This window comes from bacterium (assembly GCA_026398675.1).
Taxonomy (GTDB): Bacteria; RBG-13-66-14; RBG-13-66-14; order RBG-13-66-14; family RBG-13-66-14; genus RBG-13-66-14.
The window spans coordinates 1-4,157 of the sequence record JAPLSK010000110.1; the positions used below are offsets into that span (position 1 = coordinate 1).

General features: G+C 68.3%; 3 protein-coding genes. 2 read left to right on the plus strand and 1 reads right to left on the minus strand.

The features are described 5' to 3' along the window. Positions 1-85: 85 nt before the first annotated feature. On the minus strand, positions 86-1,882 hold the full coding sequence (locus tag NTW26_02485; GenBank protein ID MCX7021140.1) for a VWA domain-containing protein: 1,797 nt from the start codon (positions 1,880-1,882) through the stop codon (positions 86-88). Positions 1,883-2,121: 239 nt separating this feature from the next. On the opposite strand from NTW26_02485, the gene tgt reads away from it, so the two are divergent. After that, positions 2,122-3,354 (plus strand): tRNA guanosine(34) transglycosylase Tgt, encoded by a 1,233-nt coding sequence (tgt, locus tag NTW26_02490; GenBank protein ID MCX7021141.1) that lies wholly within the window; start codon positions 2,122-2,124, stop codon positions 3,352-3,354. Between the two features lie 2 nt (positions 3,355-3,356). Next, positions 3,357-4,079 carry a hypothetical protein gene (locus NTW26_02495; protein MCX7021142.1) on the plus strand — a complete coding sequence of 241 codons (723 nt, stop codon included), beginning with the start codon at positions 3,357-3,359 and terminating at the stop codon, positions 4,077-4,079. Positions 4,080-4,157: the final 78 nt, after the last annotated feature.

The window sequence follows — 4,157 nt, forward strand, 5'->3', positions numbered from 1 at the left end:
TAAAGCGGCGGGGACTAAAGTCCCCGCCCTACATTTAGCGTATTATGGCCAATGACCCGATGCCACGGTCGCGCGGCGGCCCGGTTTACTCGGCCGGCTCGATCTCCTGGAACTCCAGCACCCGCACCGGGACCGCCCACACGTTGGGGCTGCCCAGGCCGTGGTCCCGGTAGTACGCCGGGTCGCCCTCGAACTTCGCGAAATCGCCCCGGGCCATCTCCGGAACCTGGCTCTCCTTATCGAAAAGCCGCAGGGTGACCGCCACGAAGACGAATGCGTTATAGGCGGTGGAGCCCTCCGTCTTCGGCGACACGCCCGCCGCGACCCACATGGTATCGGCGGATCCGGCCGCCGAACGCAGCCGGTCCACCATCGTCGGGTCGGTCACCGGCAGCCAGGCCCGGAGCCCCGAGTTCTCCACCAGAACCTTGGCCACGGGGATGCCCAGGTCGTAGCTGACGTCGGAGCGGATGGCCTCCGCCTTGATGACGTCGGTTATAAGGCTGTCCAGGTTGTTCTCCTTCTCCCCCACGGTCGCGCCGCTCGTCGCGCTCACGATGGTTTCCGCGTCGGCCATGAGCCCCGCCTCGCCTTCGGTGGCCTCGCTGCGGTACTCGTCGTAGGTCATCGTTTCACTCGAACCGGCGCCCTCGCCCTTGAGGGCCGAGGTGATGATGGTCGAGCTGCCCACGCCGCCCACCTCTGAGGACTCCGCGGGGTAGACGAAGTCGCCCTCGCCGCTCCCGCCTCCGCCGGTGCCGCGGACGGTAGACTCCTCGTAGACGTGGTCCCCCTCATAGAGAAGCGCCACCTCCTCGCCGGTCTCGTTGACGTAGCGCTGGCGGTAGGTGAGGTACTCGAAGCTGCCGTTGGTATCGTAGGCCAGCTTGACGAACTGGCTCTCGCCGTCGGGGTCCAGGCCGGAGCAGCCGATGGTGAAGAAGGTGAGGCCGAGGTCGCGGGCGTCCTCGGCGGCGTCCTGGAGGGTGTAGCCGGCGTCGGAATAGAGGTGGTCGGCCGCGTCGCCGATGACGAAGGCCAGGCGGACGACGGGTCCGGGCTCCCAGGAGAGCTCGTGGATGGCGGCCCGGAGCCCCTCGGCCACGCTCTCCGGCGCGTCGCCGCCCCCCGTAGCGATGATCGAGTTTATCCGCTCGTTGAGCCGCGCCACGTCGTAGGTCAGGTCCGTGGTCTGCGTCACGTAGACGTCGCCCCGGTCCCGGTACTCCACGATGCCGAAGCGCACGGCGGGCGGCGGTGTACCCTGCGCCACCTCGGCCGCGATTTCCTTCATCTTCTCCTTCACCACCTGGATCTCGTCGCCCATGGAGCCGGTGGTGTCTATGACGAAGGCCACGTCGAAGCGGACGGCGCCCTCGGGGACGTCATAGGTGAGCCCCGAGCCCAGCGACACGCCGCGCAGCTTGTCAATGAGCGCCGCCGAGGTCGCGTCCACCAGGTCGAAAATGTCCCCCTTGTCGTCCGTGGCCGCCTTCACCGCCCCCAGCACCTCCGCCGTCTCGACCTCCAGAATCTTGGTGTCCAGCCGGAAGCTCTCCCCGGACACCGTCAGGTTGCCCATGATCAGGAGCTCCACATTCAGGATCTTCCCCACCTCGAGGGCGGTGGCGTTGTCGGTGATTCCCGAGCCTCCCAGGGCCATCTCCTGGAGGACCTCGTCCAGCCGCTCCCGCTCGATGACGGTGATGTCGCGCTGGTTGGCCAGGTCGGTGATGAGCATCTCGGGGATGCCGGTGGCGAGGTAGTCGTAGTCGTGCGTGGCGGCGGCCACGTCGAAGTAGAGCACTGCGATTTTCTTGGGCGCGAGCGCCACGGATGCGGCCGCCAGAATCGAAAGCACGACGAGAAGCGCCTTTTTCATCTTCCCTCCCCGGTTCTTGAATCAACGGGCCAAGTTGCGTAAGGTATACGATTTAATAGAGGTGTTTGTCACGGATTCATTGGGGTGTTGCAAAATGAACTTTCGGGCGGCATAATAAGGGCGGTGGATTCCCCCCCGGCGGAATACGGGAGGCACTGGTCGCCATATGCCGGGAGGGTTCCAGCGGCAATTCAGTCCTCGTAAATCCGGGAGGCGAGGCGGGCGATCTCGAGTTCAGCGTGCTGGCGGAAGATTCCCTCGCCCGGCGGGGCGCCTACACCGTCGGAGGCCGCACCGTCGAGACGCCGGCCTTCATGCCGGTGGCGACCCAGGCCACGGTCAAGACCCTCGACGCCGGCGACCTCCGGGCCCTGGGCGTCCAGCAGCTGGTCTGCAACACCTACCACCTGTGGCAACGTCCCGGTCCGGCGGTGGTTGCGGGAGCGGGCGGATTGCGCCGCTTCATGGGCCTGGGCGACGACGGCCCGGCGATTCTCACCGACTCCGGCGGCTTCCAGGTTTTCTCCCTCTCCGGCCGCCGGGGAATCGGCGCCCGATTGCCCGCCGAGACCGAGAGCGACCGCGACGAGGGCTTCCCCGGCCTGGACGGCGAGAACGCGGTCCCCGATGCCTGGAGCCGCGAGCGGGAGCCGGTCGTCCGGCGGCTGGACGCCGATGGGGTGCTCTTCGCCAGCCCCCTGGACGGGGAGCTCTACGAGCTGACCCCGGAGCGGTCCGTGGGGGTGCAGCACAGTCTGGGGGCCGACGTGGTCATGGCCCTGGACGAGTGCACGCCGTACCCGGCGACCCCGGAGGAGGTGCGGACGAGCCTCGCGCTGACCCACGCCTGGGAGCGGCGGTCGGCGGAGGAGCACCGGAGGCTCAACTCCTCCAACGGCACGCGGCGCGCGTTCTTCGCCATCGTCCAGGGCGGGATGCACCCCGACCTGCGGGCCGAATCGGCGGCCTTCTTGAAGGAGCTGGACGCCGACGGCTACGCCCTGGGGGGCCTCTCCGTGGGCGAGCCCAAGGCGCTGTACCGCGAGGTGCTGGAGTCCTCGGCGCCGCTGCTGCCCGGCGACCGGCCCCGGTACCTGATGGGCGTGGGCACTCCGGCGGACATCGTTCACGCCGCGGCCCTCGGGATGGACCTCTTCGACTGCGTCCTGCCCACGCGCAACGCGCGCAACGGCCAGCTCTTCACCTGGGCCGGGAAGCTCAACCTGCGCAACGCGCGGTTCAGGGAGGATCACACGCCGCCGGACCCCGAGTGCGGCTGCCCGGTGTGCGCCGGGTACACCCGGGCCTACCTGGCGCACCTGGTGCGCGCCGGCGAATTTCTCGGGCTGCGGCTGGCGACCTATCACAACCTCTTCTTCTACCTACAACTGATGCGGCGGATCCGCGAGGCGATCCAGGAACAAAGTTTGGAAAAACTCGCCGAACAGGTGTTCGCCGCCTACCCAGAATAACCATGAACGACGATTACGAAATTGCCCTGAAGTTCTTCCCGCCCGACCCGGGCCTGCAAATACCCCGTACGAACCTTCTGGCCAAGCGGGGCGTGGTCCGCCTGGGTCAGGGCTGGGCGGTGCACTCCCACCTCGACGACCTGTCCTGCGGCGGAGAGCCGGGGGAGCCCGAGGTGCTGGCCGCCATGCCCCCGGTGGACTGGACCGGCTTCTGCTACGCCGCGCCGGACTGGGAGGGCGTGCTGCGCCAAGCCTTCAACGCGGTCGTCCGATGGCCCCGGGTCGGCTTCATCGCCCGGGAGCCCTACCCGGAGCCGGAGCATCCGGTGCGCTGGCTGGCCCCCCGCGACGAGAAGGATTTGGCGGAGATAGACGAGCCCTGGCTCTGGAAGTACCACCCGAGCATCGCCCACTTCATAGATAACGAGAACGTCTTCGGGGCCGAGGTGGGAGGGCACATCCGCTCGATAGCGGCGGTCTTCGCCGAGGACGGGGTCTACGCCGACCTGGGGTTGGCGACCCACCCAGCCTTCCGCAAGCGGGGGCTGGTCCGGTCCTGCGTGGTGGCCCTGTGCGCCGAGATGGTGGGATTCCACATCACCCCCTTCGCCGAGACGGGGGCCGACAACGTCTCGGGGCGGGCCATGCCGCGGTCCATGGGGTGGGAGGAGATTCGGCTGCCCGATCTGTTCTGCATCAACCGGGAGCCGCCGCCGGGGTCGTAAGCCGGCGCGGGGCGCGGGCCGGGGTGAGGATTGCCGTCTGTCCCCTCCCCCCTCTGGGGGGAGGGTCAGGGAGAGGGG